This window comes from Aquamicrobium sp. NLF2-7, assembly GCF_022359935.1.
Classification (GTDB): domain Bacteria; phylum Pseudomonadota; class Alphaproteobacteria; order Rhizobiales; family Rhizobiaceae; genus Mesorhizobium; species Mesorhizobium lusatiense.
The window spans coordinates 195,586-221,752 of sequence record NZ_JAKSED010000001.1 but is presented as its reverse complement, the minus strand read 5'-3'; the positions used below and the strand labels follow the sequence as shown (position 1 = coordinate 221,752).

Here is a 26,167-nt window from a genome sequence, read left to right as displayed (position 1 = left end):
TGAGACGCGATTACAGGCCGACAGCATCGCCACCGTAATCAGAACTTGTCCAGATCCTGATGGCGCGCCTTGATCTCGCGCACGGTGCGCGAGGAAGAGCGCAGCACGATGGTGTGCGTGGTGATGTAGTTGCTGGCGAACTTCACGCCCGACAGCATATTGCCATCGGTGACGCCGGTTGCGGCGAACAGCACGTCGCCGCGCGCCATTTCCTCGGCGCGATAGACCTTGCGCGGATCGCTGACGCCCATGCGGGCGGCGCGCTCGACCTTTTCCGGCGTGTCCAGAATGAGACGGCCCTGAATCTGGCCGCCGATGCAGCGCAGCGCGGCAGCCGCGAGCACGCCCTCAGGCGCACCGCCGGTGCCCATATAGATGTCGATGCCGGTCTCGTCGGGATCGGTGGTGTGAATGACACCGGCCACGTCGCCGTCGCCGATCAGGCGGATGGCGGCACCCGTGGCGCGCACTGCCTCGATGATGGCGGCATGGCGCGGACGGTCGAGAATGCAGGCGGTGATCTCGGAAACCGGAACGCCCTTGGCCTTGGCCAGGCTCGCGATGTTCTCGGCCGGCGTCGCATCGATGTCGATCACGTTGTCGGCATAGCCGGGACCGATGGCGATCTTTTCCATGTAGACGTCGGGCGCGTTGAGCAGGCTGCCCTTTTCGGCCAGCGCCACGACTGCGAGCGCGTTGGGCAGGTTCTTGGCGCAGATCGTCGTGCCTTCCAGCGGATCGAGCGCGATATCGACTTCAGGGCCATTGCCGGTGCCGACTTCCTCGCCGATGTAAAGCATCGGCGCCTCGTCACGCTCGCCTTCGCCGATCACCACCGTGCCCTTGATGGCAAGGCGGTTCAGCTCGGTGCGCATCGCATCGACGGCGACCTGATCGGCGGCCTTCTCGTCGCCGCGTCCGCGAAGCCTGGCCGCAGCTACCGCCGCGCGCTCGGTAACGCGCACCAGTTCCATGGTCAGAACCCGGTCGAGGCCCGCACTGATCTTGTCTGCCGCATTCATGATCTTGCTCAATCCCTTTTCCCATGCCCCTTCGTGGGGCTTTGCCCTCTTTTGTCAAAGGCGCGTGACAACAGCAAGTCCCGGCGCAGCAATCAACAAAGAAGCAGCGATATCAATCGATTGAAAGGCCTGGAGCAGCGGACGTTCTGACGAACGCACCCCCGCTGCTCCCGCTTGTTTTCCCCGGCCGCATTTGTGCGACGTCAAACGATTCCGTCTGACTGCAAAATGCTCTATCCGGCCCGCTCGATACGGATCACCTGCGGTTTGTCGACCAGATGTCCATCCGCGACGATACCTTCCACGGCCCTGCGCACCGCCGCTTCCGTGGTCTCGTGGGTGACGAGAATGACGGTCTTCTGCGTGTCAGGGTTGGCGCCGTTGGCGTGCTGGACAATGGATTCCAGAGAAATCTCGTTCTCGGCCATGCGCGTGGCGACGGCGGCGAAGACACCGGCGCGGTCATGCACGGTCAGGCGGATGAAATAGCCCCCCTCATGCGTGCGCATGCGCGCCCTGACATAGGGATGCAGTTCCTTCGCCGGGCGCCCGAACACCGGCCCATGCTGGAACCCGGGACGGCTTTTGGCGATGTCGGCAATGTCGCCGATGACGGCGGACGCGGTTGCGTTGCCGCCGGCACCGGGGCCGGACAGCAGCAATTCACCCAGAATATCCGTCTCGATCGCCACCGCGTTGGTGACCCCATGCACCTGTGCGATGACCGATGCCGTCGGCACCATGGTCGGGTGCACGCGCTGCTCGATGCCGGTTTCGGTACGCTGGGCAACGCCCAGCAGCTTGATGCGATAGCCGAGTTCGCTGGCAGCGCGGATATCGGCCTGCGTGATGTTGGAGATGCCTTCGAGATAAATGTCATCGGGAGCGATGCGGCTGCCGAAGGCAAGGCTGGTGAGGATCGACAGCTTGTGCGCGGTGTCGTTGCCTTCGATGTCGAAGGTCGGATCGGCCTCCGCATAGCCGAGGCGCTGCGCGTCCTTCAGGCAGTCCTCAAAGGACAGGCCTTCCGCTTCCATGCGGGTAAGGATGTAGTTGCAGGTGCCATTCAGGATGCCGAACACCCGGCTGACCGTGTTTCCGGCCATGGCCTCGCGCATGGTCTTGATGACCGGAATGCCGCCGGCGACAGCAGCCTCGTAGTTGAGGAGAATGCCGCGTTCTTCCGCAATGCCGGCCAGTTCCACGCCGTGACGGGAGAGAAGAGCCTTGTTTGCCGTGACGACATGGCGTCCGGCTTCGAGTGCGGCGGTGACGCTGGCGCGGGCTGCGCCCTCTTCCCCGCCGATCAGTTCGACGAAAACGTCGATATCGGCATTGCGTGCGAGGTCAACCGGATCATCGAACCATTTCGCGCCGGAAAGATCGACGCCGCGGTCACGGCTGGCATCGCGCGCTGAAACCGCGCTTACAATAATGTCCCGGCCGCATTGGCGAGTGAGTTCAGCGGCCTTTTCCGCCAGAACCCGTGCGACCGCGGCACCCACGGTGCCAAGGCCAGCTATTCCAACGCGCAATGCTTCAGCCATGACAGGCTCAGTCCCTTCTTCAGATGTTCAAGAGTGTAGCTGGCCGTCAGCGATGGGCTGACAGCGGAACCACATTTTGAAATTGAGCGGCGTCCATGGACAGGAAGCGCTTGATGTTGCGCGCTGCCTGACGGATGCGATGCTCGTTTTCGACCAGCGCCACGCGAACGAAGTCATCGCCATGTTCGCCGAACCCGACACCGGGCGCGACGGCGACATCGGCGTGCTCGATCAGGAGCTTGGAGAATTCCAGTGAACCGAGATGCCGATACTTCTCCGGAATGGGAGCCCAGGCAAACATCGAGGCCGCAGGTGCGGGGATCGTCCAGCCGGCGCGCGTGAAGGCGTCCACCATCACGTCGCGGCGCTTGTGATAGACCTCGCGCACCTCGGCGATGTCGGAACCGTCGCCATTGAGTGCCGCGGTCGCCGCCACCTGAATGGGGGTGAAGGCGCCATAGTCGAGATAGGATTTGACGCGGGTGAGCGCCGAAATCAACCGTTCGTTGCCGACGGCGAAGCCCATGCGCCAGCCGGGCATGGAGAAGGTCTTCGACATGGAGGTGAACTCCACGGTGCAATCCATCGCGCCCGGAACTTCCAGAACCGAGGGCGGCGGGTTGCCGTCGAAATAGATTTCCGAATAGGCGAGATCGGAGAGGATGATGATGTCGTTCTTCTTCGCGAAGGCGACCACATCCTTGTAGAAGTCGAGCGAGGCGACCAGCGCCGTCGGGTTCGACGGATAGTTCAGGATCAGAGCCAGCGGCTTCGGGATCGAGTGGCGCACGCCACGCTCCAGCGCCGGAATGAAGTCATCATTCGGCTCGACCTGCATCGAGCGGATGACGCCGCCGGACATGATGAAACCGAAGGCATGGATCGGATAGGTTGGATCCGGGCACAGCACGACATCGCCCGGCGCGGTGATGGCCTGCGCCATATTGGCGAAGCCTTCCTTGGAGCCGAGCGTAGCCACGACCTGGGTGTCGGGATCGAGCTTCACGCCGAAGCGGCGGGCATAGTAACTGGCCTGCGCCTTCCTGAGACCCGGAATACCGCGCGAAGAGGAATAACGATGCGTGCGCGGATCACGAACGACCTCGCACAGCTTGTCGACGATCGCCTTCGGAGTCGGCAGATCGGGATTGCCCATGCCAAGGTCGATAATGTCCGCGCCACGGGCTCGCGCGGCCGCCTTCAGGCGGTTGACCTGCTCGAACACGTAAGGTGGGAGGCGGCGGACTTTATGAAATTCTTCCATGGCAATTCCAGCGATCGGAAAGCGTAAAAACAGGTGCGCGGTATAGACCTATTTACAGGTCGGGTCGAGGGCGGGATCGCATTTGCCCTCGATCTGCCTCAGCGTATCAGGACCATGCGTTGCAGCAAGCTTGCGCAGGGCCGCACTTTCATCTTTCACGCCTTTGGAGCGGGCCGGATTCTGCGCGGATGCGCGCTCGGCGTTGAGTTGGCTAAGCTTGGCCTGCGCCTCCGCATCGGTGAACTGGGGCGCCGCCTGCCCCGGCTTTATATTCAGGTTGGGATAGGAGCCGGTATCGCGCGGGCCCACCACATTGCCGCCAGCCTGCGAGGAGGCGCCCTGAGCGCCGCTGCCGGAAGGCCCGTTACTGGCGCAGGCAGAGAGGCCGAGGGCCGTTGCTGTCACTGCGATTGCAAGGAAATACCGCGCCTTTGAGCCTGCCGCTTTTTCGATACCAGCTGTCATCGTAAATCCGTAAAATCCGGGGTAGACCGTGTTGGACCCTATCCGCCTAGTCATGATAGCATGTCAACCACAGGGTCAGGGAGGAGTTGCGCGAACCATGTCCGAAAAAGCGGGCCAAGGCAAAGGCGAAAGCGACAATCATTCCTCCATCGAGCAATATCTGGTGAAGGATCCTGAGCTTTTCGCGCTCAATCTCGCCCGCATGATCGAACAGGCCGGCAAGGCAGCCTCGGCATGGGTGGAGCCCCGCGAAAAAGGCGAGGTTCGCGACCACATGGCCGAGCCGGTGGCCGACATGGTGAAAACCTTCTCCAAGCTCAGCGAATACTGGCTTTCGGACCCGCAGCGGGCACTGGAGGCGCAGACGCGCCTGTTTGCCGCTTATATGGACGTGTGGAGCAAGGCCATCCAGCGCCTGAACACGACGCCTGACGCCCCGCAGGTCGAGGATGCCATAAAGCCGGAGCGCGGCGACAAGCGCTTTCAGGACCCTGAGTGGGGCCGCAACGCCTTTTTCGATTTTCTCAAGCAGACCTATCTTGTCACGTCGCGATGGGCTGCCGATCTCGTGCACCAGACAGAAGGGCTGGACGAACACACGCGGCAGAAGGCCAACTTCTATGTCAAACAGGTTTCGGCAGCCATGTCGCCGTCGAATTTCCTGTTCACGAACCCCGAACTGTTCCGCGAGACCATGGCCTCACATGGAGAGAACCTCGTTCGCGGCATGAAGATGCTGGCCGAGGACATCGCCGCCGGCAAAGGCGAACTCAGACTGCGGCAGTCGGACTACAAGCGCTTCTCGATCGGCGAGAACATCGCCGTCACGCCGGGCAAGGTGGTGGGCCGAAGCGACGTGGCCGAAATCATCCAGTACGCGCCCTCGACCGACAAGGTACTGAAGCGGCCGCTGCTGATCTGCCCGCCATGGATCAACAAGTTCTACATTCTCGACCTGAATCCCGAAAAATCCTTCATCCGCTGGGCCACGGAGCAGGGCCACAGCGTGTTCGTCATCTCATGGGTGAACCCGGACGAACGCCACGGCGCCAAGAACTGGGAGGCGTATATCAGGGAAGGCCTGCAATATGGGCTGGACACGATAGAGAAGGAAACCGGCGAGCGTGAAGTCAATGCAATAGGCTATTGCGTCGGCGGCACGCTGCTTTCTGCCGCGCTGGCCCTCATGGCCCAGGAAGGCGACCACCGGGTACGTTCCGTGACCTTCTTCACCACGCAGGTCGACTTCACCCATGCCGGCGACCTCAAGGTGTTCGTCGACGAGGATCAGATCAGCGCGCTGGAACGCGCCATGCAGGAAAAGGGCTATCTGGACGGCACGCGGATGGCGACAGCCTTCAACATGCTGCGCTCCAGCGACCTCATCTGGCCCTATGTCGTGAACAACTACATGCGCGGCAAGGACCCCATGCCCTTCGACCTGCTTTACTGGAACGCCGATTCCACGCGCATGACGGCGGCCAACCACTCCTTCTATCTGCGCAACTGCTATCTGGAGAACAATCTCTCGGCGGGACGGATGCAGCTTGCCGGCCGCACCATATCGCTCGCCGACATCAGCATCCCCGTCTATAATCTGGCGGCGAAGGAAGATCACATCGCCCCTGCCCGGTCCGTTTTCCTCGGCTGCAAATTCTTCGGCGGCGATGTGGAATATGTGATGGCAGGGTCCGGCCATATCGCCGGCGTGATCAATCCGCCGTATCTCAACAAGTACCAGTACTGGACCGGTGGAAAGCCCGAAGGCGATTTCGACAAATGGTTTGCGCAGGCCAAGGAAACCCCGGGTTCCTGGTGGCCACACTGGCATGGATGGATCGAAAGCCAGGATGCGGATCGCGTGGATGCCCGCCTTCCCGGACAGCGGATTCAGCCTCTGGATGAGGCGCCCGGCACATATGTCCGTGTGCGTGTGTAACAATCTGTAATGTCTGGTGAGTTGACGACCGACGCCAAGCGGGTGAAATGGCTGCGTCAACTCTCTGGTAATCTTATTCTGTCGATAGTCGCCGAATTCACAGCAAGGTTGCCGATTTGACACAGGTCCCGTTTGCGAACCCGGGGACACGATCAGATCGATGCTGACGCCTCAAACGCCTGCGTCGATACGACATCGGACGGAATGCAAGGGAGTTTTGTTTTGAAATCAGCAGGATCGCGCCTCGCAAAAGGTGAATGCCGGTTCGTTACCGCTGCCCTCCTGTCCATATTCCTTGCTTCCTGCTCGTCGACTGTCGATCCGACTTTGTCTGTCGGCATGCCGGGCTACAATGCAGCCGATCTGACGCCCGCATCTTCTGCGGCTTTCTCTGGCGAATCAGCAGCAGCCGCCGAGCCGCAGCAGCTGATGAGCGCCGAGGGTGACACCGATTTGCCCGATCAGGTCGCTTTCATGCCGGCGCAGAAACCCTCGACTTCGGTTGCAGCGATGGAAGCCGTGAACGGCGAAGCCGCGCACACGCTTCAGGCACAGGCTGCAGCGCTGGGTCAGACGCAGGCTCCGCAGGAAACGGCTCCAGCCGCAGAAACGCCCGCAGTGGCAACGGCAACAGAACCGGTGCCTGACGCAAAACCGGTTCAAACAGCCTCCGTCCAGACTGCACAGCCGGCTGAGGTCCAGCAAAAACCCGCAGAATTTTTCGTAACCGCCACCGAACCCCCGCAGCAGCCGGCGCCGCAAAAGAAGAAGGGCTTCCTTGCCTCTTTCTTCGGTGCCTCTTCAGCTTCAGCATCTCCTGCAGCAAAGTCGAACCCGGTCGTTCCGGCGCAAACCGCCGCCAAGCCGGTCGTAACGCTCGCCTCGACCGGCGCTGCGAAGCCCGTGATTGCCTCCGCGAGCGCGACGCGCAGCAATTTCTCCGGTGATTCCCTTCCCGGCGTTCGCCAGAACGCCCTTTTCGAGATCAAGCGCAAATCCGGTATCGATGACGACAGCGATGTCGATATCAATGAGGATGAAGGCCCGGCCACCTATCAGGTGGCTTCGGCAGCTGGGCTCGCCCGCCTTGCACCCAACGGCCTCCTGAAACAGACGGAGAGCGTGGACGTCGCGTGTCTCAAGCCTTCTCTGGTGCGTGTGCTCAAGAGCATCGAGAACCACTACGGCAAGAAGCTGATCGTCACTTCAGGATATCGCGACCCCTCCCGCAACCAGCGCGCACGTGGCGCGAAGAATTCGCTGCACATGTATTGCGCAGCCGCCGACGTGCAGGTTCCGGGCGTCAGCAAGTGGGAGCTTGCCACCTATCTGCGCTCCATGCCGGGACGCGGTGGCGTTGGAACCTACTGCCACACCGAGTCAGTTCATGTGGATGTGGGCCCCGAGCGCGACTGGGATTGGCGCTGCCGTCGCCGCAAATAAGCTTCCCGCCCGGAATTTTTCGGGCGATATCGAAAAAACGGCTTTCTCCACAAGCATTTCGAGAAAAAAGTTGTCGCAGAGCCGGATGATGGGTTGCCCCTTTCAAACAACCCAACTATATACCGCCAACATCTGAACGCGCCCATCGTCTAGCGGTTAGGACGGCGCCCTTTCACGGCGCAAACAGGGGTTCGATTCCCCTTGGGCGTACCAGATTTTTCAAGCACTTCATCCAGATCCGGTACGTCGCACAAGCGGTCGTTCTTACGCTGTCAGCCTCGCCCGTAACATGCTTTTGCAAATCGTCATTGGCATGCAGGGGCTGCCGATGCGATCAGTTCGACAGCGGCGGACCTTCGGGCGAGCTTGCGGGGGTGGCTTCAGGCAATGCTCCTTCGGGAGCGCCGCCCTTGAATATCTCCCCTCTGGTACGATCCCTGTGGTCCGGTTTGATCGGACGGCCTGCCGTGATATGGTCGCGATGGGGCTGGCGGAAGACGGGTTGTGAAATTGAACGAAGCAGAGCAGGTCAGCGGGCGGCAGATCGCAGCCGGAAGAGTTTTGGCGGGCATCGGTCAGGACAGGCTGGCGCGGCTCGCAAACATCTCCATCACAACCTTGCGGCGCATGGAATCCAGCGAAGGTCCGGCCGGCGGGCTTCCAAACAATGTGCGTGCCGTCAAAGCTGCCCTTGAGCAGTTGGGCATCCGTTTCATTGCCGAGAATGGCGGCGGCGCAGGCGTCCGGCTGAAGTTCAGCGCTTCCGAAGTGAGACGAATCGCAACGCTGGAAGGCGAAGGCGGGATCGTCGCGGACGACGACTTCTGATCAGTCCTCAATCCCCGGATCAGCACCCTGCCTGACAGGGTGTTTCATCATGCATATCTGAAAGGAAATTCCTATGACCGACATCGTGGTTCGTGACAGCAATGGAAACCAGCTCAATGAAGGCGATAGCGTCACCCTCATAAAGGACCTGAAGGTCAAGGGCACGTCGGAAACCATCAAGCGCGGCACGATGGTCAAGAACATCCGCCTGAACGGCAATCCGGGCGAGATCGAAGCCAATACGAAGCAGGTCAAGGGTCTGGTCCTGAAGACCGAATTTGTCAGGAAGGCGTGAACAAGCGGGGCGGCCCGGCGCGTTTTAACGGAACATTGACTCTTGCACTCCATACCCGAAAGCATGAGCCAGAATGACGAAAAACAAGCGCCGCGCCGCTGGGAGACACTGATCTGCCTGGCGCGGGTCGGTGTGCTCTTCGCACCTGTTTTCGTTGGCCTGCTTGCGCTGGCGATTCTTTCGGCCAGAGAGCCTTCGAGGTCCCTTCCCGCCGCGATCGACCCCTTCATGACAGGCTCGATCCGGCGCTGAAACCTCAGCCCTTTCTGATCGCCTTAACGTTCCTAACAAGCGCACTCATGACAAGCCAGACACCGTCGTCTGGCTCGCAGGCCTACCCCGAAGGTGTTTTCCGGTAATCAGGCCGTACCATCGCGCTGTTGCAGGTAGCTTCCCTGAAGCTCGGCCTGAACCGCATCCTGCAAGCCAAGTATCTCGGTGCGGATTGCATCGTCACTGAGACCGGCTCCCCGCATTTCACGAACGATGCCGGCAATGCGCTCGCGCCAGAACAGATTGGCCGCCGGGCCGTGCACGACCTTGAGATCGTCAACGAGGGACCGGATAAGCCGGGTGCGGGAATGAAGGGGGAAAGGAATCAAGTCAGCCATGGGAGGCATGCTTGAGCCATCATGGTTTACAGATGGTGAACACGGAACGAATTATCGTCCTTCAAATCGATACGTGCTCAGCCTTGAAACCCCGATTCAGGGTTAACATATCCTGGCAAGGTGAAGCCGCGCCGTGGCGCGCCACCCCATTCAATTGGCAAACTCTTCGGATTCAGGAGGACCTGATGAGCACAAGGACGTTCGACAGCCCCGTTTTCGTCAAGCAAGGCTGCGGCCTTATACAAGAGATCGCATGCCTCGAAGATGCACTCGAATTTCTGTATGAGTGGCCGCGCGAAAGGCGTGGCCCCATCCATGCCACAGCGCTGCGTGCGTGCCAGAAGGCGTTCGAAACGGACTATCCGCTCGCCGCGGCCCGCGCCGCATTCGTTGGCTTCGCAAAATCCAGTCGGATCCTTGAAGACATCACCGCAACCATGCCGTGGTCCCACGTGACCAGTTCGACGGCAGGCAGCGCACGCGGAGCGTGACGGAGGTGATTTTCGTAAGCGCTTTGCCGCTATGCCATCGCCTCAGATCTTCGCCTGACGCAGCAACTCGTTGATACGCGACTGCCAACCGGGGCCGGTGGCCTTGAACTTGGCCACCACCTCCGGGTCGAGCACATTTTCCATGCGCATTCCCTCCTGCGGCACAGGGCTGGGGCGGCGCCAGCGGCGGCGCTCATCAATGGCGTTAAGAACATCACATGCCGAGCGCGCCTCGCTTTCGGAGAGGCTGCACAGCACCCTGTCGCCGAACACCGCCGGCGTCTCTTCCTCGCCATCCCACACGGTCCACAGATTGGTGGGATCAAGGACGATACTGAATCGTTTCTCGCGAATCGACATCTCGCTGCTTCCGGTCTGCGCCCCCGACAGCAGGTTGTTCGCGATTCCTATCGCTGGATGATTAATATGAACAGCGAGATTGTATTCAAATAAATATCTGTTTTTACTAAACTTTTATGGATCGATCGAAGTTGCGGATTAGCGGCGGGTTAGCGTCAGGCCGGCCGGATCCGATACTCCTCGCCGCCTCGATCCGAAAGCACCGCATCTTTGGCAAGCAGGTCGCTCACGCGACAGAACGCAGCGAACGCCTTGCGCGCCTCCTCAGTGGAAACAACATCGACGCTCGCGCCAAAGCAGGCATCGAAAGCTGCCTGAAACAATGGCCCCTGCCTGCCCACCGGCCAGTTCTGGAGAAACGCGAGCGCCTGGTCTACGCAGTAAATCTCTTCAACGGGCTGCCCGTCCTTCAATGAAAGACGTACCGGAACTGAAAACTGTAGCCTGTCCATTTGCTTTCCCCGTTTCGGCCGATCATGTCAGGATATGGTGAGCCGGCATCGGCTTTCACAGGTCAGCCCCATGGCCAGCCCATGATTGCCGCCACATTATCGGCTGTCTGGTAAATGCAGCGGGGTTCCGGTGGTTCCCGAAAACACCCCCGTTTCGGGCGATGGGTTGAAGACGAAGGCAATCGGTGCCAAATGATGGGGAAATCAATTCTGAAGTCAGTCGCCGGAAGCCATGACCACTTATCTCGACGCCGAGACCGCGCCTCTTCGCAATACCGGGCAGATCCGCCTCTACAATGAAGAAGGCTTTGCCGGCATGCGCAAGGCCTGCAACCTGACCGCGCGCTGCCTCGACGCGCTCGTCGATATCGTCAAGCCCGGCGTGACGACCAATGCGATCGATCGTTTCGTGTTCGAGTTCGGCATGGACAACGGCGCCCTGCCCGCAACGCTGAACTATCGCGGCTATACCAAATCGACCTGCACCTCCATCAATCATGTCGTCTGCCACGGCATTCCCGACGACAAGCCCCTGCGCGACGGCGACATCGTCAATATCGACGTCACCTATATCGTGGATGGCTGGCATGGCGACGCCAGCCGCATGTATCCGGTTGGCACCATCAAGCGCGCCGCCGAGCGGCTGCTCGAAGTCACCTATGAGTGCCTCCTGCTCGGCATCGCGGCGGTGAAGCCCGGCGTTCGCACCGGCGCTATCGGCGCCGCCATTCAGGCCTATGCCGAGGGCGAACGCTGCTCCGTGGTCCGCGACTTCTGCGGCCATGGCGTCGGCCAGCTTTTCCACGATTCGCCCAACATCCTGCACTACGGCAACGTCACCGACGGCGTGGAGATGCGCCCCGGCATGATCTTCACCATCGAGCCGATGATCAATCTCGGCCGGCCTCATGTGAAGGTGCTGTCCGATGGCTGGACCGCTGTGACCCGTGATCGCTCCCTTTCCGCGCAGTACGAGCACTCCATCGGCGTGACCGAAACGGGCTGCGAGATATTCACCTTGTCACCCAGGGGGCTCGACCGACCCGGCCTGCCGTCCTAACATCAGGGCCGCCGGCAAAGGTGGCCTGCGCGTTATGGTGGTCTGTATGGGTGTGTCGGGGGGCGTATGAGCAAGAACGGCGGCGGTTCGCACGGGTTTCTGGCGGAGCAGCCAATGCCCGAGCTTCGCAAAAGCGCGTCAGCCGACGAGAAGCCGCACTATCTCGGACACCGGGACCGGCTGCGCGAACGCTTTCTCACCTCAGGACAAGGCGCGCTGCCCGACTACGAGCTTCTTGAGCTGTTGCTGTTCCGCCTGATCCCGCGCTCGGATACCAAACCCGTTGCCAAGGCGCTGCTTGCACGGTTCGGTTCGCTGGCCGAAGTTCTGGGCGCTCCCATCAATCTTCTGCAGGAAGTGAAAGGAATTGGCCCTGCCGTGGCTCTCGACCTCAAGGTCATCGCGGCTGCCGCCCAGCGCATGGTGCTCGGCGAGATCAAAGGGCGCGAGGTGCTGACTTCATGGTCGCAGGTTCTGGACTATTGCAAGGCCGCCATGGCCTTCGAGGAGCGTGAACAGTTCCGCATCCTGTTCCTCGACAAGAAGAACGGGCTGATTGCCGACGAAGTGCAGCAAACCGGGACGGTCGATCACACGCCCGTCTATCCGCGTGAGGTGATCAGGCGCGCGCTGGAGCTTTCCGCCACCGCCATCGTGCTCGTCCACAACCACCCCTCAGGTGATCCGACACCATCGCGCGCGGACATCGACATGACGAAGGAAATCATCGAGACCGGCAAGCGCCTCGGCATAGCCGTGCACGATCATCTCATCATCGGCAAGAAGGGCTATGCCTCGATGAAAGGCCTGCTGCTGATCTAAGGTTCGGACTCAATCAGTCCACCATATGATTGTTGCAGCGAGAGTGACGGCCGATAGGAAGTTTCTGGCAAGCTTGTCGTATCGTGTCGCGATGCGTCTCCAGTCCTTCAGCCGGCAGAACATGCGTTCGACGAGGTTTCTGCGTTTGTAGAGCACGATGTCGAAAGGATGATGGCGCTTACGGGTCGGGTTGTTGGGAATGACCGGCACTGTAGCGCGCTCGATCATGAACTGACGCAAGCCATTGGCATCATATGCCGTATCGGCGGCTCAGACCTTTGGTGGCGCCAGCGGGCCGAGCAGGGCGGCGGCCACGCGGACATCGCCGCGTTGGCCGGGCGTCACTTCGAACGCGATGGCCCTGCCGGCGCCGTCACAGACCGCATGGATCTTGGTCGTTCTGCCACCGCGCGAGCGGCCGATCGCCTGCGCATCCGCCCCCCTTTTCCACCTGCGGCCGAACGGTGTGCCTTGGCGGTCGTGGAAGCGATGGCCTGAAAGTCCTCATCGGGCGACACCGAGCGCAAGGCTTCAAAGAGCTTCTGCCAGACCTTGCGCCGAGACCATCGGTTCCAGCGATTGTAGACGGTGGTATAGGGGCCGTAGACAGGCGGGCAGTCGCGCCAGCGGCAGCCCGAACGCAGAACGTGAACAATGCCAGAGATTACCCGACGGTCATCAACCCGCCGAGCGCCCGGCTGGTTCCTTGGAAGGCAGGGCTCTATCGCCGCCCACTGCTTGTCGCTCAACCAGAACTCGTTGGCCATATCATGCCCTCCTTTGTCAGGAGAAAATCATATTCCAACGCCTAATCAAAGCAATGATTGAGTACGGACCTTAGAGCATCAGACCGAAAAGCGGAAACCGGTTTCGGTTGTTGCGATGCTCCATCAATAACTCAGATTATCCTTCGTGCGTCCGAATGGACGCACGGCGATCTGAAGCGAGGATTTAGTTCGTTCCGGCGGCATCCGGGGCCGGGACGTCGGACTTCTGCTTGCAGTCCTTCAGCCACACGTCATAGACGGCGTGTTCCACGGCGTTGAGGCCCGGGCTTTCGGCAAACATCCAGCCGGTGAAGATGCGCCTGATCTTGCGATCCAGCGTGATTTCATCGACCTCGACGAAAGAATCCGTCTTGGGAGCTTCAGCACCCGGGCGGGAATAGCAGACGCGCGGCGTGACCTGCAGCGCGCCGAACTGGACGGTCTCGTCGATGTAGACATCGAAGGTGATGATGCGGCCAGTGATCTTGTCGAGCCCTGCGAACTCGGCAACCGCGTTGTTCACGCGCTCGGCAACCGTGGGTTCGGCAGCATGAAGCGGTGCCGAAAATGCGCAGGCGGCGATCACAGACGCCGCAGCGCTTTGCCAGATACGGCCGAATTCCCTCATGCAAAAACACCGATTGTTGCGCCAGCGATGATTCGAAAGGCTAGCGGGCGTTGCGGATGAGGCAACCAGCTAAACACAAAATGTGGCAACAAAAGCCACGCAGCACTGGATTCCTCAGGCGCCCGGCGTCCAGGCGTCATAATCGCCGGTAACCTGCGGGCGATGGCCCGTGCCGAGAATCGAGCCCTTCGGACGATATGCTGCCGATGTGCCCGTCAGATTGGGATGGTGCGGCTTCTGCCAGTCGCGGGGCTTGTACTCTTCCCGGACAGGAGGAACGTCAACGCGGTGATGCATCCAGCCGTGCCAGCCCGGCGGAATGGCCGAAGCTTCCGAATAGCCGTTGAAAATGACCCAGCGGCGCGTACGACCTTCCGAATTGACACCGCCTTCGTAATAGACGTTGCCGAACTCGTCTTCACCGACGCGCTTGCCCTTGCGCCACGTATAGAAGCGCGTGTTCAGCGTCTGGCCGTTCCACCAGGTGAAAATCTGCAGGAGAAACTTTTTCATCCAATCCTCGCCGGGCAAAACCGCCTGCCCGCTGCTTATGACCCTGCCATATGGCAATGACAAGCGTTTTGGGCAAGCCTTTTGCTATTGCGGTGCACAATGCGCCTTGCCAAGCCCCTGTCATATTTCTAATGCTGCCAGCCCATCGGGGCCATGCGGCAAAATACCGGAGGGAGAGAATGGCACCTGTCTTGTCGGCGCAATCGCACGCCAGAACCGAGGCGATCCGCTCTGCCAAGGGCGGCGAACCGGTGGTGTGCCTCACTGCCTATACCTATCCGGTCGCAAAGCTTCTGGACCCGCATGTCGACCTGCTTCTGGTCGGCGACAGCGTGGCCATGGTTCTGCACGGCCATGAAAACACGCTTGGCGCCACCATGGACATGATGATCCTGCATGGGCAGGCCGTCATGCGTGGGGTGCGCAATGCCTGCGTGGTGGTGGACATGCCGGCCGGCAGCTACGAAGATTCGGCCGAACAGGCGCTGGCCTCCGCCAGGCGTATTTTCGAGGAAACGCATTGCCATGCCGTGAAGCTGGAAGGCGGCACGGAAATGGCCGACCGGATCGCCGCAATCGTCAAGGCCGGCATTCCGGTGATGAGCCATATCGGTCTGCAACCCCAGTCCGTCGAGAAGGAAGGCGGCTACAAGATCAAGGGCAGGACCGACGAAAGCGCCGCAAAGCTTTTGGCGGATGCGCGCGCGGTTGAACAGGCCGGCGCTTTTTCCGTGGTGATCGAGGGCACGATCGAGCCGCTGGCAGCCGAAATCACGCGAATTCTCTCGATCCCGACCATTGGCATCGGAGCAAGTGCGGCCTGCGACGGGCAGGTGCTGGTGATTGACGACGCCATTGGCCTGACGATCGACCGGGTTCCGAAATTCGTCAAGGAATATGCCGATCTGCGCAACGAGGTTGCCAAGGCGGCTATGAGCTATGCGGCCGAAGTACGCGCCCGCGCCTTCCCGACCGCGGACCATGTGTTCCGCAAGCAGACACCGAAGGGCTGACATGAGCGGACCGCATATTTCACCCACCATCGCGGATCTGCGCGCGCGGGTGAAGGACTGGCGCCGGCAGGGGCTGAGCGTTGCCATGGTGCCGACCATGGGCGCGCTGCACGAGGGGCATCTTTCGCTGATGCGCGAGGCGCTCTCGCGCGCCGATCGCTGCATCGTCTCGATTTTCGTCAACCCCGCGCAATTCGCACCGACAGAAGACCTCGACAAATATCCGCGCCAGCTAGAGCGGGATATCGAGCGACTGGCGGAAGTCGGCGTGCAGCTTGCCTTCACGCCCACGCCTGCCGAAATCTATCCGGCCGGCTTTGCGACCAAAGTGTCGGTAGCGGGACCTTCCGCCGGACTGGAAACGGATTTTCGTCCGCACTTTTTTGAAGGCGTGGCAACGGTCGTCACCAAGCTCCTGCTGCAGGCCGCACCCGATTGCGCCGTGTTCGGCCAGAAAGATTATCAGCAGCTGTGTGTGGTGCAGCAACTGTGCCGTGACCTCGACATTCCCGTCGAGATCATCGGCGCGCCGACGGTTCGCGATGAGCACGGCCTCGCCATGTCCTCGCGCAACGCTTATCTCGACGAGGCACAGCTCACCATCGCCCGCAAGCTCAACGTCATCCTGCGCACCGCATCCAGCGCGATTTCAAGCGGAGCCGATCCTGAACAGGAGGCAGCGAAAGCCCGGCAGGCCTTGCTGGATGCGGGTTTCAGAAGCGTGGACTATGTAGCGGCGCGCGAAAGCGGTTCGCTGGGGCCATGGCAGCCTTCAACCGAGGGGCGGCTGCTTGTTGCCGCATGGCTCGGCAGCACGCGGCTGATCGACAATGTGGAAATTGCCGCGGTGGCTTGAGCGTTGCCGTCCATCGGCATGACAATATCGGCGCTCGCTGATCAGAGGCGAGCGCTTTTTCCATCACCACGACCGAAACCTCATCCTGCGTCGTTTCAGCGGCATCCGACACGATAAAGCCCTGTGCACGGTAAAACCCGATTGCGTTCAGGTTTTCCGCTTCGACCTCAAGCCGGATCAGGCTGGCCTCGGGGAAGCTCTCGGACACCTCGTCGAGTAACATGGCGCCGATACCGCGTCTCTGCTGTACGGGCAGCACGTAGAGCTGACGCAGCCACACCACCCTGCCCTCATCTCCAGAAGCGGCGAATGCCATCCCCGCGATGGCCTTGCCGTCATCGGCGACAAGGAATTCGGAGTGCGGATGCGTCAGGCGCGTCCTCAGCGCAGCCATCGAATGCCATTCGGCGGTGATCTCGTTCACACGCTTCTGGCCGTAGATGGCATCGTAGGTGGCGTGCCAGGTTTCAGCCAGAAGCGCTTTGATCGCCTCCAGGTCGCGTTCTCCGGCGGTGCGGATGAACATCTATTCGAGGCCCAGCTTTGCCTTGATCAGATCGTTGACGGCCTGCGGGTTGGCCTTGCCGCCGGTCGCCTTCATCACCTGACCGACGAACCAGCCGGCCAGCGTCGGCTTGGCCTTCGCCTGCTCGACCTTGTCGGGGTTCGCGGCGATGATTTCGTCCACCGCCTTCTCGATGGCGCCGGTATCGGTAACCTGCTTCATGCCGCGCTGTTCCACGACTTCGCGCGGATCGCCGCCTTCGTTCCATACGATCTCGAACAGATCCTTGGCGATCTTGCCGGAGATGGTGCCTTCCTTGATCAGGTCGAGGATGGCGCCCAGCTGATCGGGCGAAACCGGAGTCTCTTCAATGGCTTTGCCGGCTTTGTTGAGGGCGCCCAGCAGGTCGTTGATGACCCAGTTGGCGGCCAGCTTGCCGTCGCGTCCCACAACGACCTGCTCGAAATAGTCGGCGATCGCCTTTTCGGACACGAGGATCGAGGCATCGTAGGCCGACAGGCCGAGCTTTTCGATCAACCGCGTCTTCTTGTCGTCGGGCAGCTCGGGAAGGTCGACCGCCAGCGCATCGACATAAGCCTGATCGAATTCCAGCGGCAAAAGGTCCGGATCGGGGAAGTAGCGGTAATCATGCGCCTCTTCCTTCGAGCGCATGGAGCGCGTCTCGCCCTTGTTGGCGTCAAACAGGCGGGTTTCCTGATCGATCTTGCCGCCATCTTCCAGAATAGCGATCTGGCGGCGCGCCTCATACTCGATGGCCTGGCCGACAAAGCGGATGGAGTTCACGTTCTTGATCTCGCAGCGCGTGCCGAACCCTTCGCCCGGACGGCGCACCGAAACGTTTACGTCGGCGCGCATGGAGCCTTCATCCATGTTGCCGTCGCAGGTGCCGAGGTAGCGCACGATTGTGCGCAGCTTGGTCAGATAGGCCTTGGCTTCGTCGGAGGAGCGCATGTCGGGCTTCGACACGATCTCCATCAGCGCCACGCCGGAACGGTTCAGGTCGACATAGGACATGGTGGGATGCTGGTCGTGCATCGACTTGCCCGCGTCCTGCTCCAGATGCAGGCGCTCGATGCCGATCTCGATGTCCTCGAACTCGCCCTTCTTGTCAGGCCCGACCGAGACGATGATCTGGCCTTCGCCGACGATGGGCTGCTTGAACTGCGAGATCTGGTAGCCCTGCGGCAGGTCCGGATAGAAATAGTTCTTGCGGTCGAAGACCGATTTCAGGTTGATCTGCGCCTTCAGACCGAGGCCGGTGCGGATCGCCTGCTTCACGCATTCCTCATTGATAACCGGCAGCATGCCGGGCATGGCCGCATCGACCAGCGACACATTGGCATTGGGCGCAGCGCCGAACGCCGTGGAAGCGCCGGAAAAAAGCTTCGACTGCGACGTCACCTGCGCATGGACTTCCATGCCGATGACGACCTCCCAGTCTCCGGTTGCGCCGGGAATGAGGCGTTTTGCGTCGGGCGTGCGGGTGTCTACGAGGGTCATGTGCGGCCTGTCGTCTTTTTCGGATATGCCGGAATAGGCTTGCTTACCCGGCGGATATAGATCGTATCGCTTGGCTATTGCAAACCCGGCTGCCAGACAAGCACAAAGCCGGCATAAAGCCGGCTCTGGCAGTTTTCGAGCTAAACTTTGGAAGGCTCTGGCAAGCCTCCTATGCGGTGGCGATATAGGCCTTGATCTCCTCGGCCTCGCGCTCCGCGTCCTCTATACGCCGCTTCACCACGTCACCGATGGAGATGATACCGTCCAGCCTGCCATCCTTTTCAACGGGAAGGTGACGGAAGCGGCCTGCCGTCATGACCTCCATGACTTCGGTGATCGTGTGGTGCTCGTGACAAATCTTGACCCTGGACGTCATGCCGTCCCGGACGCCCATGTCGAGCGCCGAAGCTCCATGAGCGGCCATGACACGCACGATATCCCGCTCGGAGATGATGCCGACGATGCGGCCCTCCTCATTGGTGACGACCAGCGCACCCACGCGGTGTGCGGCGAGTTTGTGGATCGCCTCGGCGAGCTTTTCGTCAGGCCCGAGCGTGAAAACGTCGTGCCCCTTCTGGGCGAGAATAGCTTTAACCGTCATTGCGTCCTCCTCTGCGTTCGGCCGGACCGCTCCTCCGGCCATGACGTTCGCAGGGACATGGTGCGCCCGGCCCGCCAGCTTTTCAAGCTTCCGTGGAGACAGAACCGGTCAGAAGCGACGGCGCAGACCTGCCTCGAAAAGACGCAGCCCAAAGAAACCGGCCAGAAAACCGCCGATATGCGCTTCCCATGCGATCTGGGATTCCTCGCCCGGAACGAACCCGGCAAGGCCGGTGACGAGATTGATGACCATCCACACAGCCAGAAAGGTCACGACGCTGCGCGAGCGCACGATTTCGCGCATAGGCAGCGGATCGCCGGCAAAGGCGCCCTTGCCTGAAGAACGGTCGATGCGGAAGGCGAAGCGGGCGGCAGCGCCCATCATGCCGGAAATGGCGCCGGAAGCGCCGACAAGCGGGTTCTGCCCCAGCGGGTGGATTGCATAAAAGAAGAAAGCAGCCGCGAGGCTTGTCACCGCGAAAAAGATCGCGAAGCGCACTGCCCCCAGCCGGTTGGCGAGCGGTGCGCCGAACGCCGCCATCCAGACCATGTTGACGGCAAGGTGCGCGAAGCTTCCGTGCAGCAGCGCATAGGTGAACGGGCTGGAGAAGGCATAGACATCCAGCACATAGTCACCGGAATAGCGGATCGGCACGAAGGCGGCGCGGATGATCAGCTCGAAATCCTGCTCGGCGGTCAGAACATAGGTGCGCAGCACATGAATGCCGGTGCAGAGCACCAGAAGCGCGATCACGATGCCCGGCAGGTTGAACATCGGCTCGCGGCGCTGCATCGCAGGCTGCGTCGGCATGTAGGGCTCGGGCTGGCTCATGATATCGTCCTGTTTGAGAGATGCGATGTAGGCGACACACCGGCTTTTTCCAAACGGCGAATCGTCGCCGCGGCGCGGACGGGACTTCTGAAACAGCCGAATCGAATCAAAAAAATGGCCGTTCAGGACATGTCCTGAACGGCCGATCGAGCCCTTGGGCTCCCCTGGACTTCTGACTGGAAAACCGCCGCCGCTTTCCGGCAGGCCGTTTTCTGGAATGAATTCAAAGTCTCACATGTCATGCCCGGCCGCAATCTAAACCGTTTGTTAACCTTAACGACCTCGATCCGTGAACAAGCCGCCTCAAAGCTGGCACGGTTTATGCTCCGCACCGCATGTAGGTAGTCGGAAATGTCCTCCTGTTCATCGTTGGGACAATCAGACTTCAGATTGCACGAAGCGGAGCGAACATGAAACTCGCAGGATCCATTGCACTGTTCCATTATTGGAATCGGCTGCGCGGGGACCGTTCTGCGCCACAGCGCACGGAGATCGAGCCGGCAGACATAAAAAAGCTGCTTGCCGATACTTTTATTCTTGAAAAGGATACGCGTGGCGAGGCCGTGTTCCGCCTGGCGGGAACACGGCTGTGTGCTGCTTATGGGCGGGAACTGAAAGGTTTCAGCTTCCCTTCCCTGTGGCGTCCGAAAGACCAGAGGCTGGTCGCCCGCCTGCTCGACAACGTGTTCGACAGGCACGCGGTGATATTGATCCGTTACGAGGCAATTAGCCAGGCAGGACGCGCCCTTCCCTTTGAACTGCTGGCCCTGCCGCTGGAAAGCGGAATCGGAAGCTCACGCTGCCTGGGTGTCGCAGCCCCCGCGCACAAGCCGTTCTGGCTGGGTGCGGATCCCATCAGCGACGCGGTCATCGAAGCCCTGCGCGTCGTGGATCCCGCTACCGAGAAAACCGAAGCCTTTCAGCGTCCTGCAATCGAAGCGCCGGAACTCGCACCCGTCGATCTCGACACGGCCAGCACCATTGCCGGTTACGGCAAGGCCCGCAGGATACGTCACCTGCTGGTGCTCGACGGCGGCCGCGACGAGTAAGCACCCTGCAGATACCTTGTTTGCCGGTTGTTAACTTTCCCCATTCATAATCTGGTCAGGAATCCGCCCGAAAGGCGGGACGGCCAGTGGGGTGAAGGCGGTTATGGTTTCTGCGGCGAAGGTCCTCGCGCCGTCTGTTGCCGAAAGGCGCAGCTTCCAGCGCGTTCGCGTCAAGGTCTACGGACGATTCATGCTTGAGGACCGCTCCGAGCACCCCTGTCAGGTCATTGAAATGTCGCCCGGCAACATGGCTCTGCGCACGGATTGCATCGGCGAACCGGGTGAGCGCGTTATCGCCTATATCGACCATATCGGCCGCGTTGAAGGCATTATCGTTCGCACCTTTCAGGACGGATTTGCCATGACCGTGCTTGCCTCCGAGCGCAAGCGCGAGAAACTTGCCGCCCAGCTCACATGGCTCGCAAACCGTCACGAGCTCGATCTGCCGGAAGATCGCCGCCATGAGCGCATCGCGCCGCGCAATCCGATCAGCGTTCTGCACCTCATGGACGGTCGCCAGTATCCCTGCCGGATCATCGACCTGTCGCTGTCGGGTGCCGCGGTTGAGATCGAGGTCAAGCCGGCGATCGGCGTGCAGGTCACGCTGGGCACCATGCGCGGCCAGATCGTGCGCCACTTCGAAGATGGGGTGGCCATCGAGTTCGCCGTCGTCCAGCGGCCCGAATCCCTGAACGCGGAATTCAACACGACACTCGGCTGAAAATAGTCGCGCGAAGCGGGAGCTATTTCCCGCATTGGGCTTCTTCTGCGCCGGTCAACTCCGCTGAGGCTCCTGCCGGGCCCATCAGACGTTAACACACCTCAGCTTCCCGGGCGGACGTCTTCGCCGCACATCGCCGGGCAAAACCCACGAAATCAGGCGAGTTGAGACCTGCTGCTCCAGCGCAGGCATGCGCCCATGCGTTGCCAGAAAGGATAAAATTTGAATCAAATTTGTTTATTGTTTTATTCTTGTTTTCTCTTAAAATGATCTATGTTTTACTCAATGTCTTCTTCGGTACTTTGCGCCAAATAAATCCGGACCTGTCATTGTCTCCTCAAACGGGGAGACACCGAAATGACTTTCAACTGGGGCGCTTCGCTTGTAACGGCCATGACGATTCTGATCGCCGCACTGGGCAGCGCCCATGCCGGGAACAGCTTCATGCCTACGGGCGGCCGCACCACACAGCCGGTCGGACACTATGAGTTCTGTCAGGGTCTGCCGCAGGAATGCCGCCAGAAGACTGCGAAGAAAGCTCCGGTCGAACTCACCCGCAAGCTGTGGGCAACGATCATTTCCGTCAACAACGATGTGAACACCAGCGTCATCCCCATGACCGACATGGAAATCTGGGGGCGCGAGGAAGTCTGGTCCTACCCGGTCAACGGCATGGGCGACTGCGAGGACTATGTGCTGGAAAAGCGCCGCCGCCTCATGCAGGCCGGTGTGCCGGCCGGCAACCTGCTCATCACCGTCGTGCGCCAGCCCAATGGCGAAGGCCATGCGGTTCTGACCGTGCACACCAGCATGGGCGACTTCATCCTCGATAATCTCGAAAGCCGGGTTCTGGCGTGGTCGCAAACCCAGTACACCTATCTTAAGCGCCAGTCCGCGCAGAATTCGGGTGTGTGGGTTTCAATCACCGATGGACGCGCCGACGCGGTGGCCTCCGTCCGCTGACCTCAGCCAAAGCTGAATGCCTAGCTTTCCGGCAAAAATCCGGTCGAGTCCCCCGCCCCCCCCGACGACCGGATTTCAGGAGCCGGCTCTTAACCGGAGCCGGCTCCGCTTTTTCAGGCCGCAGACGGTTGTCGTCAGGATCAGTCTTCGAGTTTTCTGAAACCTTTGTTGAAACGGCGGCCATTCGCCACGTAATGCCCGGCAGATTGCCGCAACCGCTCGATCGCGGCCTCATCCAGCGTGCGCACCACTTTGGCGGGAGAACCGACGATCAGTGAATTGTCGGGAAATTCCTTGCCCTCCGTGACCAGCGCGCCGGCACCGACAAGCGAGTTCCTTCCGATCTTCGCGCCGTTGAGGACGATCGCGCCCATGCCGATCAGGCTGTTGTCGCCGATGGTGCAGCCATGCAGCAGCGCGCGATGGCCGACCGTACAGCCCTTGCCGATGGTGAGAGGGAAGCCTGGGTCCGTGTGCATGATCGTGTGTTCCTGCACGTTCGTATCCTCGCCAATCACGATCGCGTCATTGTCGCCACGGATAACGGTACCGAACCAGATGCCGACATTGCGACCGACATGGACATTGCCGATAAGCGTCACATCCGGGGCCAGCCAGTTTGTGTCCTTGTCCTCGAACCGGGGCTCTGCTGCATCGATTGCGTAGATGGGCATATCTTCTCCTGTCAGTCTGGCACGGTTGCCGCACGCGTTTCTTTACGCTCCCTTTACCATAAATCTCCACAGTCTCACCTGATACGCCGCTGTTTCTGGCGGCCGCTGCAACCATTTCACGGAGCAAGATGAAAGACGCCGTCGCCCCGAACGAATTCAAGGTCGTCGGTTCCTCGCTGACGTCGCGGCTGTTTTACGGCCTCGTCGTGGTGGCGATTTTGTCGGTGGCAATCACGTTCGCCGGAAAATGGTTCGGCGAACGGATGGCGATGGGCGGCCACACCGATGACACAACGATCCACGCCGTGGTCATCGGGAACAATCTGCTGGCGGTGCCGGCCAACATGATCCGCTTCGAGCAGGCAAGGCGCAGCGGCAATGCGGAACGGCTCGACTTCTATGTGCACTATCCTTCGATGGCAGGATATACGCAGGCGTCGCGCGACGAATTCAATCACGCAACCGCGGCCGACTCGATCATCTTTCTCGGCTTTTCGGAGCAGATGATGTCCCGAGACATGAGCGGCCGCTTTGCGCCGATCTACAGCTCGCTGATTACCAGACCGGGCCGCAACGGTCCCGCGGGCATCACCTTCTACGAGTTTTCCGAAAACTCAGGATATATGGGAGAAAAGCTCGCCGTGGCGGACAGGCAGGGGCGGGAGCCATTCGTGGCGCGTTGCCTGACCGGTGAAGCGGCAGAAAAGTCGCTCGCCCCCTGCGAGCGCGACATTCTGGTCGGCGAGCGTCTCACGCTCACCTACCGCTTTCCGAAACAATTTCTGGAAGAGTGGCAGGCACTGGACACGGCGGTTGAAAACCTCGCCGCATCCATGCTTGGTGCCTCGGCTTCACCGCAACAATGAGGGTGAAGCGAACACGAAGGGCTGAAAAAATCAGCCCAGATCGATGTCGAGAATGGCCATCGAGAAATTGTAGTCGCCGTCATCCTCGTCCTTGAACACGATGCCGAGGAATTCGTCGCCGACATAAACTTCGGCTGAATCGTCCTTGCGCGGACGAGCCTTCACTTCAAGGCGCGGATTCTGGAAGACGCGCTTGAAATAGGCGTCGAGCTTTCGGATTTCGTCGGGTTTCAAAAAAATTCTCCGCTAAGGGACTGGATGTGAGAGGCGCTTCTTGCACGCGGTCAGGGCGCTGTAAAGACGAGGCGGTGACGACACAACCCCGTCATGTTCAGTTCATTCTCAGATGTCGAAACTGACGACATGATCCATCGCCTGTGAAGGCAGGAGCTGATCCATCTCTCGCGAAGGCTGATCGTCGCAGCTCGTTTCGCCGACAATGCGGGCCGGCACGCCGGCAACCGTCCTGTTGTGGGGAACGGTAGCCAGCACGACCGAGCCGGCAGCCACCTTGGAGCAATGTCCGATCTCGATATTGCCGAGGATCTTGGCCCCTGCCCCGATCAGGACGCCGCGCCGGATCTTCGGATGCCGGTCGCCACTCGCCTTGCCGGTGCCGCCCAAAGTCACATTGTGCAGGATCGAGACATCGTCCTCGATGATGGCGGTCTGGCCGACCACGAGGCCGGTCGCATGGTCCAAGAACACGCCCTTGCCGATGCGGGCGGCCGGATTGATGTCGGTCTGGAATACCGACGACGAACGGCTCTGCAGATAGAGCGCAAAATCCTTGCGGCCCTGCTTCCACAGCCAGTGCGCCAGGCGGTGCGTCTGGATCGCATGAAAGCCCTTGAAGTAGAGCACAGGCTCCAGAAAGCGCTCGCAGGCCGGATCACGATCGAAATAGGCCTGAATGTCGACCCGCACCACCGTCGACCATTCCCGGTCGTCTTCGCGCATGGCATCGAAGGTCTGACGGATCAGGTCCGCCCCGATATCCTGATGCGCGAGCCGCTCGGCCAGCCTGTGGATGACGGCGTCCTCAAGGCTCTCCTGATTGAGGATGGTGGAATAGAGAAACGCTGCCAGAAGCGGATCACGGTTGACCGCCGCCATCGCCTCGTCGCGAATGGAGCGCCAGATGGGATCGACCGGTTGCAGCGCGTTGTGACGCAACAGACTGTTCATGACATTAACTCCCCGCCTTCGGGTATCGGCGCCGGCGCATGAATACCGGTGTTCGAATGAAGCAAACCGGCGCGCGCCTCACGGCACGACATAAAGGGTCAGGACATGGCCCCAACCAACTCCACGACAGATATAGAGCAGATCGGGCATGTGGTGAACCCAATTTTCCTTAATCTGCCTTCAGCACAGGAATTCCGTATGTGAGCCACGCTGCCATCCGGCCCTGTCCTGCCTTCATCATATCATTACCCGCATCACGGAACCGGGTCGCGCCTGTGGAGGAAAAGCCGGGCTCAGGCCGAAACGAGGTTCGCCACGATGGCCATTGCAACAGGCAACAGCCTTGCGCGCTTCTCCCCGATATCCACACCCTTCACATACAAGATGTTGGGGGTCATAAAAGTTGGACGAACGAGCGCTTGACGCTCCCCCGCGAGTCGCCTTTTATTGGCCATGCGTTCGATGTTGCGGACGCGGCCGGAAAGTTTCGAGCCCGGTCTTTTTCCCGTTCAATCGCGTTTCAGTCGCATTCCGCCTTCTGAAGAGGCCGTTTGCGAAGCGTTTTTCCATGCGTGGAGAGCAGCGGAATAGCTGGTAAAATTAATCGTTTAATACTATATTTAGTGTTTGCGATCATTATTCCGGCTAGATAATGTAGAACTTCCCTTGTGAGGGAATTGCAGCGTTTTTGTGGGTACGGCATGCGGACGGCTTCGACTGTCCCGGAATTGCTGGTGCATCCGGTTTCAAATCGCGTCAGGGAAAGCGGAGCAGATCCGCGACGGCGCAGTCTGTCCGGATCAGCGCCAATCCTGCGGAAAACCGGTTGGGCGGCCGCCCTGAAACGCGCTATATATAGATGAAGGAAGAAA

At 60.5% G+C, this 26,167-nt stretch carries 28 protein-coding genes, 1 tRNA gene and 2 pseudogenes; 14 read left to right on the top strand and 17 right to left on the bottom strand.

Going from position 1 to position 26,167, the window contains the following annotated elements:
* Positions 1 to 38 precede the first annotated feature (38 nt).
* The 4 genes from glpX to MIC97_RS01085 form a co-directional block, all read right to left on the bottom strand.
* Positions 39 to 1,022 (bottom strand): class II fructose-bisphosphatase, encoded by a 984-nt coding sequence (gene glpX, locus MIC97_RS01100; RefSeq protein ID WP_239800994.1) that lies wholly within the window; start codon positions 1,020 to 1,022, stop codon positions 39 to 41.
* Positions 1,023 to 1,255: 233 nt separating this feature from the next.
* A complete protein-coding gene (locus MIC97_RS01095) occupies positions 1,256 to 2,569 on the bottom strand; it encodes a homoserine dehydrogenase (RefSeq protein ID WP_239798513.1) in 1,314 nt (437 codons plus the stop codon).
* Between the two features lie 46 nt (positions 2,570 to 2,615).
* On the bottom strand, positions 2,616 to 3,833 hold the full coding sequence (locus tag MIC97_RS01090) for an LL-diaminopimelate aminotransferase (protein ID WP_239798512.1): 1,218 nt from the start codon (positions 3,831 to 3,833) through the stop codon (positions 2,616 to 2,618).
* 48 nt (positions 3,834 to 3,881) lie between these two features.
* On the bottom strand, positions 3,882 to 4,298 hold the full coding sequence (locus MIC97_RS01085) for a hypothetical protein (RefSeq protein WP_239798511.1): 417 nt from the start codon (positions 4,296 to 4,298) through the stop codon (positions 3,882 to 3,884).
* A 97-nt stretch (positions 4,299 to 4,395) separates the two neighbouring features.
* Between MIC97_RS01085 and phaC the strand changes: the two genes are divergently transcribed.
* From phaC to MIC97_RS01060, 5 genes are all read left to right on the top strand, one after another.
* On the top strand, positions 4,396 to 6,237 hold the full coding sequence (gene phaC, locus MIC97_RS01080) for a class I poly(R)-hydroxyalkanoic acid synthase (protein WP_239798510.1): 1,842 nt from the start codon (positions 4,396 to 4,398) through the stop codon (positions 6,235 to 6,237).
* A gap of 204 nt (positions 6,238 to 6,441) precedes the next feature.
* A complete protein-coding gene (locus MIC97_RS01075; protein WP_239798509.1) occupies positions 6,442 to 7,680 on the top strand; it encodes a YcbK family protein in 1,239 nt (412 codons plus the stop codon).
* 138 nt (positions 7,681 to 7,818) lie between these two features.
* Positions 7,819 to 7,893: transfer RNA gene (locus MIC97_RS01070), tRNA-Glu, on the top strand.
* Between the two features lie 291 nt (positions 7,894 to 8,184).
* On the top strand, positions 8,185 to 8,508 hold the full coding sequence (locus MIC97_RS01065; protein WP_239798508.1) for a transcriptional regulator: 324 nt from the start codon (positions 8,185 to 8,187) through the stop codon (positions 8,506 to 8,508).
* Positions 8,509 to 8,581: 73 nt separating this feature from the next.
* On the top strand, positions 8,582 to 8,803 hold the full coding sequence (locus MIC97_RS01060) for an alkylphosphonate utilization protein (protein ID WP_183829263.1): 222 nt from the start codon (positions 8,582 to 8,584) through the stop codon (positions 8,801 to 8,803).
* A 359-nt stretch (positions 8,804 to 9,162) separates the two neighbouring features.
* Here MIC97_RS01060 and MIC97_RS01055 read toward each other — a convergent pair whose 3' ends face one another.
* Positions 9,163 to 9,414: a DUF6074 family protein gene (locus MIC97_RS01055; protein WP_183829257.1), complete on the bottom strand. Its 252-nt coding sequence runs from the start codon at positions 9,412 to 9,414 to the stop codon at positions 9,163 to 9,165.
* A 185-nt stretch (positions 9,415 to 9,599) separates the two neighbouring features.
* Here MIC97_RS01055 and MIC97_RS01050 point away from each other — a divergent pair, with 185 nt between their 5' ends.
* Positions 9,600 to 9,905, top strand: a complete 306-nt coding sequence (locus MIC97_RS01050; RefSeq protein ID WP_239798507.1) for a DUF982 domain-containing protein — start codon at positions 9,600 to 9,602, stop codon at positions 9,903 to 9,905.
* A gap of 42 nt (positions 9,906 to 9,947) precedes the next feature.
* On the opposite strand, the gene MIC97_RS01045 is transcribed toward MIC97_RS01050, so the two are convergent.
* A complete protein-coding gene (locus MIC97_RS01045; protein ID WP_183829250.1) occupies positions 9,948 to 10,265 on the bottom strand; it encodes a BrnA antitoxin family protein in 318 nt (105 codons plus the stop codon).
* Between the two features lie 155 nt (positions 10,266 to 10,420).
* Positions 10,421 to 10,717, bottom strand: a complete 297-nt coding sequence (locus tag MIC97_RS01040) for a DUF982 domain-containing protein (RefSeq protein WP_239798506.1) — start codon at positions 10,715 to 10,717, stop codon at positions 10,421 to 10,423.
* Between the two features lie 232 nt (positions 10,718 to 10,949).
* Between MIC97_RS01040 and map the strand changes: the two genes are divergently transcribed.
* Together map and radC are read left to right on the top strand one after the other, a co-directional pair.
* Positions 10,950 to 11,777: a type I methionyl aminopeptidase gene (gene map / locus MIC97_RS01035; RefSeq protein ID WP_239798505.1), complete on the top strand. Its 828-nt coding sequence runs from the start codon at positions 10,950 to 10,952 to the stop codon at positions 11,775 to 11,777.
* 114 nt (positions 11,778 to 11,891) lie between these two features.
* Entirely contained in the window at positions 11,892 to 12,599 is a 708-nt protein-coding gene (radC, locus tag MIC97_RS01030; RefSeq protein WP_239800993.1) for a DNA repair protein RadC, read from the top strand.
* Positions 12,600 to 12,608: 9 nt separating this feature from the next.
* Here the strand turns inward: radC and MIC97_RS01025 are convergent.
* The 3 genes and pseudogenes from MIC97_RS01025 to MIC97_RS01015 all read right to left on the bottom strand — a co-directional run bounded on the left by MIC97_RS01025 (position 12,609) and on the right by MIC97_RS01015 (position 14,507).
* Positions 12,609 to 13,366: pseudogene (locus MIC97_RS01025) on the bottom strand (IS5 family transposase).
* 184 nt (positions 13,367 to 13,550) lie between these two features.
* Positions 13,551 to 13,994, bottom strand: a complete 444-nt coding sequence (locus MIC97_RS01020; RefSeq protein ID WP_239798504.1) for a DUF2155 domain-containing protein — start codon at positions 13,992 to 13,994, stop codon at positions 13,551 to 13,553.
* 114 nt (positions 13,995 to 14,108) lie between these two features.
* Entirely contained in the window at positions 14,109 to 14,507 is a 399-nt protein-coding gene (locus MIC97_RS01015; RefSeq protein WP_239798503.1) for an NADH:ubiquinone oxidoreductase subunit NDUFA12, read from the bottom strand.
* A 179-nt stretch (positions 14,508 to 14,686) separates the two neighbouring features.
* Between MIC97_RS01015 and panB the strand changes: the two genes are divergently transcribed.
* Complete coding sequence (gene panB, locus MIC97_RS01010; RefSeq protein ID WP_239798502.1) at positions 14,687 to 15,520, top strand: 3-methyl-2-oxobutanoate hydroxymethyltransferase; 834 nt, start codon at positions 14,687 to 14,689, stop codon at positions 15,518 to 15,520.
* A pseudogene (panC, locus tag MIC97_RS01005) lies at positions 15,447 to 16,301 on the top strand (pantoate--beta-alanine ligase); the annotation flags it as partial. The gene panB and the pseudogene panC, both read left to right, overlap by 74 nt.
* Here panC and MIC97_RS01000 read toward each other — a convergent pair.
* From MIC97_RS01000 to MIC97_RS00985, 4 genes are all read right to left on the bottom strand, one after another.
* Positions 16,234 to 16,902, bottom strand: coding sequence for a GNAT family N-acetyltransferase (locus tag MIC97_RS01000; protein ID WP_345773528.1), 669 nt, complete (start codon positions 16,900 to 16,902; stop codon positions 16,234 to 16,236). The pseudogene panC and the gene MIC97_RS01000 sit on opposite strands and share 68 nt — an antisense overlap.
* On the bottom strand, positions 16,903 to 18,402 hold the full coding sequence (gene gatB, locus MIC97_RS00995; protein WP_239798500.1) for an Asp-tRNA(Asn)/Glu-tRNA(Gln) amidotransferase subunit GatB: 1,500 nt from the start codon (positions 18,400 to 18,402) through the stop codon (positions 16,903 to 16,905).
* Positions 18,403 to 18,571: 169 nt separating this feature from the next.
* Positions 18,572 to 19,003 (bottom strand): CBS domain-containing protein, encoded by a 432-nt coding sequence (locus tag MIC97_RS00990; protein ID WP_239798499.1) that lies wholly within the window; start codon positions 19,001 to 19,003, stop codon positions 18,572 to 18,574.
* A 108-nt stretch (positions 19,004 to 19,111) separates the two neighbouring features.
* On the bottom strand, positions 19,112 to 19,834 hold the full coding sequence (locus MIC97_RS00985) for a rhomboid family intramembrane serine protease (RefSeq protein ID WP_239798498.1): 723 nt from the start codon (positions 19,832 to 19,834) through the stop codon (positions 19,112 to 19,114).
* Positions 19,835 to 20,244: 410 nt separating this feature from the next.
* Between MIC97_RS00985 and MIC97_RS00980 the strand changes: the two genes are divergently transcribed.
* The 3 genes from MIC97_RS00980 to MIC97_RS00970 all read left to right on the top strand — a co-directional run bounded on the left by MIC97_RS00980 (position 20,245) and on the right by MIC97_RS00970 (position 22,567).
* Entirely contained in the window at positions 20,245 to 20,883 is a 639-nt protein-coding gene (locus tag MIC97_RS00980; RefSeq protein ID WP_239798497.1) for a PAS domain-containing protein, read from the top strand.
* A gap of 103 nt (positions 20,884 to 20,986) precedes the next feature.
* Complete coding sequence (locus tag MIC97_RS00975) at positions 20,987 to 21,604, top strand: PilZ domain-containing protein (protein WP_239798496.1); 618 nt, start codon at positions 20,987 to 20,989, stop codon at positions 21,602 to 21,604.
* A gap of 357 nt (positions 21,605 to 21,961) precedes the next feature.
* Positions 21,962 to 22,567 carry a transglutaminase-like cysteine peptidase gene (locus MIC97_RS00970; protein WP_239798495.1) on the top strand — a complete coding sequence of 202 codons (606 nt, stop codon included), beginning with the start codon at positions 21,962 to 21,964 and terminating at the stop codon, positions 22,565 to 22,567.
* A gap of 140 nt (positions 22,568 to 22,707) precedes the next feature.
* Here MIC97_RS00970 and MIC97_RS00965 read toward each other — a convergent pair whose 3' ends face one another.
* A complete protein-coding gene (locus MIC97_RS00965; protein ID WP_239798494.1) occupies positions 22,708 to 23,241 on the bottom strand; it encodes a gamma carbonic anhydrase family protein in 534 nt (177 codons plus the stop codon).
* 128 nt (positions 23,242 to 23,369) lie between these two features.
* Between MIC97_RS00965 and MIC97_RS00960 the strand changes: the two genes are divergently transcribed.
* Complete coding sequence (locus MIC97_RS00960) at positions 23,370 to 24,107, top strand: hypothetical protein (protein ID WP_239798493.1); 738 nt, start codon at positions 23,370 to 23,372, stop codon at positions 24,105 to 24,107.
* A gap of 30 nt (positions 24,108 to 24,137) precedes the next feature.
* Here the strand turns inward: MIC97_RS00960 and MIC97_RS00955 are convergent, their stop codons facing one another.
* Both MIC97_RS00955 and cysE read right to left on the bottom strand, forming a co-directional pair.
* Positions 24,138 to 24,341, bottom strand: a complete 204-nt coding sequence (locus tag MIC97_RS00955; protein ID WP_183829203.1) for a DUF3126 family protein — start codon at positions 24,339 to 24,341, stop codon at positions 24,138 to 24,140.
* A gap of 108 nt (positions 24,342 to 24,449) precedes the next feature.
* The gene (gene cysE, locus MIC97_RS00950) at positions 24,450 to 25,295 is read right to left on the bottom strand and encodes a serine O-acetyltransferase (protein WP_239798492.1); all 846 of its coding nucleotides are present in this window, start codon (positions 25,293 to 25,295) and stop codon (positions 24,450 to 24,452) included.
* Positions 25,296 to 26,167: the final 872 nt, after the last annotated feature.

Coding starts and splice junctions, on each gene's coding strand:
- MIC97_RS01095 (WP_239798513.1), bottom strand. CDS start 2,569: ATGGCTGAAGCATTGCGCGTTGGAATAGCTGGCCTTGGCACCGTGGGT.
- cysE (WP_239798492.1), bottom strand. CDS start 25,295: ATGAACAGTCTGTTGCGTCACAACGCGCTGCAACCGGTCGATCCCATC.
- gatB (WP_239798500.1), bottom strand. CDS start 18,402: ATGACCCTCGTAGACACCCGCACGCCCGACGCAAAACGCCTCATTCCC.
- map (WP_239798505.1), top strand. CDS start 10,950: ATGACCACTTATCTCGACGCCGAGACCGCGCCTCTTCGCAATACCGGG.
- MIC97_RS00960 (WP_239798493.1), top strand. CDS start 23,370: ATGAAAGACGCCGTCGCCCCGAACGAATTCAAGGTCGTCGGTTCCTCG.
- MIC97_RS01000 (WP_345773528.1), bottom strand. CDS start 16,902: ATGTTCATCCGCACCGCCGGAGAACGCGACCTGGAGGCGATCAAAGCG.
- MIC97_RS00980 (WP_239798497.1), top strand. CDS start 20,245: ATGAAACTCGCAGGATCCATTGCACTGTTCCATTATTGGAATCGGCTG.
- phaC (WP_239798510.1), top strand. CDS start 4,396: ATGTCCGAAAAAGCGGGCCAAGGCAAAGGCGAAAGCGACAATCATTCC.
- MIC97_RS01075 (WP_239798509.1), top strand. CDS start 6,442: ATGCAAGGGAGTTTTGTTTTGAAATCAGCAGGATCGCGCCTCGCAAAA.
- MIC97_RS01050 (WP_239798507.1), top strand. CDS start 9,600: ATGAGCACAAGGACGTTCGACAGCCCCGTTTTCGTCAAGCAAGGCTGC.
- radC (WP_239800993.1), top strand. CDS start 11,892: ATGCCCGAGCTTCGCAAAAGCGCGTCAGCCGACGAGAAGCCGCACTAT.
- MIC97_RS01020 (WP_239798504.1), bottom strand. CDS start 13,994: ATGAGGGAATTCGGCCGTATCTGGCAAAGCGCTGCGGCGTCTGTGATC.
- MIC97_RS01085 (WP_239798511.1), bottom strand. CDS start 4,298: ATGACAGCTGGTATCGAAAAAGCGGCAGGCTCAAAGGCGCGGTATTTC.
- panB (WP_239798502.1), top strand. CDS start 14,687: ATGGCACCTGTCTTGTCGGCGCAATCGCACGCCAGAACCGAGGCGATC.
- MIC97_RS01015 (WP_239798503.1), bottom strand. CDS start 14,507: ATGAAAAAGTTTCTCCTGCAGATTTTCACCTGGTGGAACGGCCAGACG.
- MIC97_RS01055 (WP_183829257.1), bottom strand. CDS start 9,414: ATGGCTGACTTGATTCCTTTCCCCCTTCATTCCCGCACCCGGCTTATC.
- MIC97_RS01040 (WP_239798506.1), bottom strand. CDS start 10,717: ATGGACAGGCTACAGTTTTCAGTTCCGGTACGTCTTTCATTGAAGGAC.
- MIC97_RS00985 (WP_239798498.1), bottom strand. CDS start 19,834: ATGAGCCAGCCCGAGCCCTACATGCCGACGCAGCCTGCGATGCAGCGC.
- MIC97_RS00975 (WP_239798496.1), top strand. CDS start 20,987: ATGGTTTCTGCGGCGAAGGTCCTCGCGCCGTCTGTTGCCGAAAGGCGC.
- MIC97_RS00970 (WP_239798495.1), top strand. CDS start 21,962: ATGACTTTCAACTGGGGCGCTTCGCTTGTAACGGCCATGACGATTCTG.
- MIC97_RS01060 (WP_183829263.1), top strand. CDS start 8,582: ATGACCGACATCGTGGTTCGTGACAGCAATGGAAACCAGCTCAATGAA.
- MIC97_RS00965 (WP_239798494.1), bottom strand. CDS start 23,241: ATGCCCATCTACGCAATCGATGCAGCAGAGCCCCGGTTCGAGGACAAG.
- MIC97_RS01090 (WP_239798512.1), bottom strand. CDS start 3,833: ATGGAAGAATTTCATAAAGTCCGCCGCCTCCCACCTTACGTGTTCGAG.
- MIC97_RS00990 (WP_239798499.1), bottom strand. CDS start 19,003: ATGACGGTTAAAGCTATTCTCGCCCAGAAGGGGCACGACGTTTTCACG.
- MIC97_RS01045 (WP_183829250.1), bottom strand. CDS start 10,265: ATGTCGATTCGCGAGAAACGATTCAGTATCGTCCTTGATCCCACCAAT.
- glpX (WP_239800994.1), bottom strand. CDS start 1,022: ATGAATGCGGCAGACAAGATCAGTGCGGGCCTCGACCGGGTTCTGACC.